Genomic DNA, 4369 nt, shown 5'->3' on the forward strand with positions numbered 1-4369 from the left:
CATAGCCCAAAGAGGGGTTCAAGTTAGGTAAGGCTAAGCTAAGTTATGGCCAGTCAGACGCTCTCCGGAGCATCGTCCCAAGGAGCTTGATCACCCATGCGCAACACCTCCCTCGCCCTCCGCCGCGCCGCCGCGATCACGGTCGCCGCTGCCGCCGGTCTCTCCCTCGCGGCCCCGGCCGCCACCGCCGGCCCCCAGGCCGGCAAGGGCGCCGGCAAGCACGACGCCCCGTCGATCGCGACCAAGACCGCCGTCGCCAAGGGCCAGTACCAGACCGCCTACTCGGAGCGCAACGACGTGCTCTGGGCCGCCAGCGCCGTGGGACGCCCGCCGGTCACCCAGACCGCGCTGCTCAAGCTCGACCCCGACACCCTCGAGGTCATCGACACCATCACCCCGCCGCTGGTCGACGAGACGACCGGCGCGCGTGAGGCCGTCTACGGCGTCGAGGTGGACGACGAGAACAACACCGTCTGGGTCACCAACACCCGCGACAACGGCGTGGCCGTCTACAGCCAGCGGACCGGCGAGCACCTCGCCTTCATCCCGGACGTCAGCCACGCCCGCGAGGTCGTGATCGACACCCGCCGCGACACCGCATGGGTCAGCGCGGTGAACTCCGCCGAGGTCGTCGCCTTCGACACCGACACCTTCGAGGAGAAGCGCCGCGTCACCGTCGAGGGCTCCCGCCCGGCCGGCCTGGCGCTCGAGGAGCGCAGCGGCAAGGTCTACGCGAGCGACCTGAACGGCGACCGGATCATCGAGATCTCCCCCTACAAGGAGACCGTGGAGCTGCACCCGGCCGGTGCCGGCGCCATCTCGGTCTCGCTGTCCAAGAACGGCAGGACCGCGTACACCGCCAACCAGACCGACGGCACCGTCACGGTCACCGACCTGAGGACCAGCACCGTCACCGCGACCATCCCGACCGGCGAGGGCGCCCTGTCCGTCCGCACCGACTTCAGGACGGGCAAGCTGGTCGTCGCCAACCGCGTCGCCGCCACCGTCTCGATCGTCGACCCCAGGCGCGGCACGGTCCAGAACCTCGCCACCGAGGCCAACCCGAACCACGTGGAGATCGAGGACGGCATCGCCTACGTGGTCGACAAGTCCGGCGCCAACGCCGACGGCGGCGACTTCGCCTACCGCATCGACCTGGGTCACTGAGCCACACCCGCACCCCCCACCGACGGAGCCCCGCAGCCGCCCTCCCGCCCGGCTGCGGGGCTCCGCGCACCCGGGCGTGCCCGGGCGCCCTCTCCAGGGGTGGGACGACGAGTGGCCGGGCCCCGAGGAGGGGCCCGGCCACCGTGGCGCGACCGGCTCGTCAGCCGGCCGGGGTCACTCGCCCGCCACCGCGACGAGGCGCCCGACGACCCCGCCCTCGGCCAGGCGGCGCAGGCCGTCGGAGATCTCCGCGAAGGTGATCGGGGTGAGCTGCGGCGAGAGCTCGCCCGCCGCCATCAGGTCGTAGACGCCCTTGACCGCGTCGATGTCGCCGCCGCAGGAACCGCGCAGGATCACGGACTTCAGGATCAGCGACTTGGTGGAGATGGTGGACTCCAGCCGCCCCATGCCCACCTGGACCACGGTGCCGCCCGGACGGATCGCCTCGACCGCGCCGGCGGTGGTGGTCCCGAAACCGGCGTAGTCGACGATGACGTCGAGCTGCTTGTCGGCGAGTTCGGTGACGTCCTTGACGATCTCCTTGACGCCGATCTCCCTGCCGAGCTCCCAGACCTTCTCGTTGGGTTCGGCGGCGTAGACCTCGCAGCCGGTCAGCACGGCGACGCGGGCGCCGATCTGGCCGAGGCCGCCCAGGCCGATGACGCCGACCCGGTCGCCCTTCTTGATGCCGCCCTTGGCGACGATGGCGTGGTAGGCGGTCATGCCGGAGTCGGTGCCGGCCGCGCCCTGGGCGAACGAGACGGAATCGGGCAGCGCGACCAGCGTGGCGGCCGGGACGGCGCACCGGGGCGCGTACCCGCCGTCGAAGGCGTAGCCGACGGCTCCGTGGCCCTCGACGGTCGGGCAGACGCCCACGCGGTCGCCCGCCTTCCAACCCTCGACACCCTCGCCGACCTCGGTGATGACACCGGCGACCTCGTGGCCCGGGGTGATCGGACGCTTCGCCAGCATGTCGAGCCAGCCCTCGTCCTCCAGGAGGCCGACGTCCGAGTGGCACAGGCCCGCGGCCCTGACCTCGAGGACGACCTCCCCGGGGGCGGCCTTCGGCTCGGGGACCTCGTTGAGCACGAGCGGCTGATGGGTGTCGGTGAACTGCCAGGCCTTCATCGGACCGGCCCTCCTGTTGTGCGTGTGGTGCTTCCGGGACGCCGCGGCGACCGGTGGGTGCGCCGCCGCGCCCCACCACGCTACGCCTTTCTGTCCGATCAGGACAACAAGTCTGGTTCTGACAAAAACCCTCGTCCTCGCGACGGGCCGGGTCCGGCCACGGCCGTCCCGGCACGCCGCACCCGCGCGGTAACCTCGTGACCCGGGCCCCGCACCCGGGCCCACCTGCGGAAACGGCGGGACGCGACGGCGGGAGGGGCCAGCTATGGAAGGGTCAGGCAGGGCGGAGGGCGCCGGCGACTCCCCGGACACGGCCCGCGACCCCCGGCGACCGGGCCGCCCCCCGCTGACCGAGCGCCGCAAGGAGGCCACCCGCCTGGAGATCGCGCACGAGGCGGTACGCCTCTTCGCCGCACGAGGCCTGACGGCGACCTCCTGGGACGACATCGCCCGCGCCGTCGGCGTCTCCACCCGGACCCTCAGCCGCTACTTCGCGCGCAAGGAGGAGTGCGTGCGGCCCCTGCTCACGGTGGCCGTGGAGCGGTTCGTCACCACCCTGCGCGCCTGGCCCGCGGACCGTCCGCTGCACGAGATCACCGGGCCGCTGTGGCCGCCGGCCGACTCCGACCCCGAGATGGGGACCCTGCGCGAACTGCTCCGCCTGACCCGCGCGGAACCCGGGCTGCGCTCGGTCTGGCTGGACCTCCACTACGAGGCGGAGCGCGTCATGGTCCCGCTGCTGGCGGAGCGCACCGGCCTGCCCGCCGGTTCCCCCGAGGCGCAGGCCCTCGCCCTGGTCGTCAACGGCTCGCTGCGCCTGGCGGTGGAGCTGTGGGTGGACCAGCCCGGCGCGGACTCCTACGCGGACGTCGTCCACGCCCTGCTGCGCCGCACGGTCACCCCGGCGCTGGAGGACGGCGGGCGGGGCCCGGCCTGACGCACCCGCCGGGGCCGCCTCCGGCCGAGGGGCCCACCGGGGCCGCCGCACTGGGTACCCGGTGGACGCGTGCCCGCCCCGGGCCGCTTCCGCCCCCGTCTCCCGGAGGAGGCCGGTTCGACATGAAGGCTCTCCAGTACCGCACCATCGGCTCCGCGCCCGAGGTGGTGACCGTCCCCGACCCGGAGCCCGGGCCGGGCGAGGTCCTGCTGAAGGTGACCGCCGCCGGCGTCTGCCACTCCGACATCGCCGTGATGGAGTGGCCCGCCGAGGGGTTCCCCTACGCGCTGCCCATGACGCTCGGCCACGAGGGTGCCGGCACCGTCGCCGCGCTGGGCGCGGGCGTCACCGGTCTCGCCGAGGGCGACCCGGTCGCCGTCTACGGTCCGTGGGGCTGCGGCCTGTGCGCGAAGTGCGCCGAGGGCAAGGAGAACTACTGCCTGGTCGCCCGGGAGCGCGGCATCAACCCGCCCGGTCTGGGCGCGCCCGGCGCGATGGCCGAGTACCTGGTCGTCGACTCGCCGCGCCACCTGACCCCGATCGACGGCCTGGACCCGGCGGAGGTGGTGCCGCTGACCGACGCGGGCCTCACCCCGTACCACGCCGTCAAGCGCTCGCTGCACCAGCTGGTGCCGGGCTCCACCGCCGTGGTGATCGGCACCGGCGGCCTCGGCCACGTCGCCATCCAGTTGCTGCGGGTGCTGACCCCGGCCCGGGTGATCGCCATGGACGTCAGCGAGGAGAAGCTGGAGCTCGCCCGCACCGTCGGCGCGGACGAGACCGTCCTGTCGGACGCCCGGGCCGCCGACCGGGTCCGGGAACTCACCGATGGCCTGGGCGCGCAGGTCGTCCTGGACTTCGTCGGCGCGGAGCCCACCGTGCGGACGGCGGCCGGCTCGGTCGGTGTCGAGGGCGACATCACCATCGTGGGCATCGCCGGCGCGGGGCTGCCCGTCGGGTTCGGCCTGCTGCCCTTCGAGGTGTCGGTGGCCGCGCCCTACTGGGGCACCCGCGGGGAGCTGATCGAGGTCCTGGACCTGGCCCGCGCCGGGGCGGTCTCGGTCCACACCGAGAGGTTCTCCCTGGACGAGGCCCCCGAGGCGTACGCCCGCCTGCACGAGGGCCGGGTCAACGGCC

Annotated in this window: 4 protein-coding genes; 3 read left to right on the forward strand and 1 reads right to left on the reverse strand. The window is 73.7% G+C overall.

Annotated features, from left to right (window positions below):
- Positions 1 to 96 precede the first annotated feature (96 nt).
- On the forward strand, positions 97 to 1167 hold the full coding sequence (locus HW445_RS19935) for a YncE family protein (RefSeq protein ID WP_180222351.1): 1071 nt from the start codon (positions 97 to 99) through the stop codon (positions 1165 to 1167).
- Between the two features lie 174 nt (positions 1168 to 1341).
- Here the strand turns inward: HW445_RS19935 and HW445_RS19940 are convergent, their stop codons facing one another.
- A complete protein-coding gene (locus HW445_RS19940) occupies positions 1342 to 2295 on the reverse strand; it encodes a zinc-binding dehydrogenase (protein ID WP_180222352.1) in 954 nt (317 codons plus the stop codon).
- Positions 2296 to 2560: 265 nt separating this feature from the next.
- Here HW445_RS19940 and HW445_RS19945 point away from each other — a divergent pair, with 265 nt between their 5' ends.
- Positions 2561 to 3232: a TetR/AcrR family transcriptional regulator gene (locus HW445_RS19945; RefSeq protein ID WP_180222353.1), complete on the forward strand. Its 672-nt coding sequence runs from the start codon at positions 2561 to 2563 to the stop codon at positions 3230 to 3232.
- Positions 3233 to 3354: 122 nt separating this feature from the next.
- Positions 3355 to 4369, forward strand: a 1015-nt coding sequence (locus tag HW445_RS19950; protein WP_180222354.1) for an NAD(P)-dependent alcohol dehydrogenase, incomplete at its 3' end; no start/stop codon positions are given.

It is taken from the genome of Streptomyces sp. UH6 (genome assembly GCF_013421635.1).
In the GTDB taxonomy this organism is placed as follows: domain Bacteria; phylum Actinomycetota; class Actinomycetes; order Streptomycetales; family Streptomycetaceae; genus Streptomyces; species Streptomyces abyssomicinicus.

Excerpts from the sequence above, each read along its gene's own strand:
- HW445_RS19935 (WP_180222351.1), top strand. The coding sequence starts at position 97 with ATGCGCAACACCTCCCTCGCCCTCCGCCGCGCCGCCGCGATCACGGTC.
- HW445_RS19940 (WP_180222352.1), bottom strand. The coding sequence starts at position 2,295 with ATGAAGGCCTGGCAGTTCACCGACACCCATCAGCCGCTCGTGCTCAAC.
- HW445_RS19945 (WP_180222353.1), top strand. The coding sequence starts at position 2,561 with ATGGAAGGGTCAGGCAGGGCGGAGGGCGCCGGCGACTCCCCGGACACG.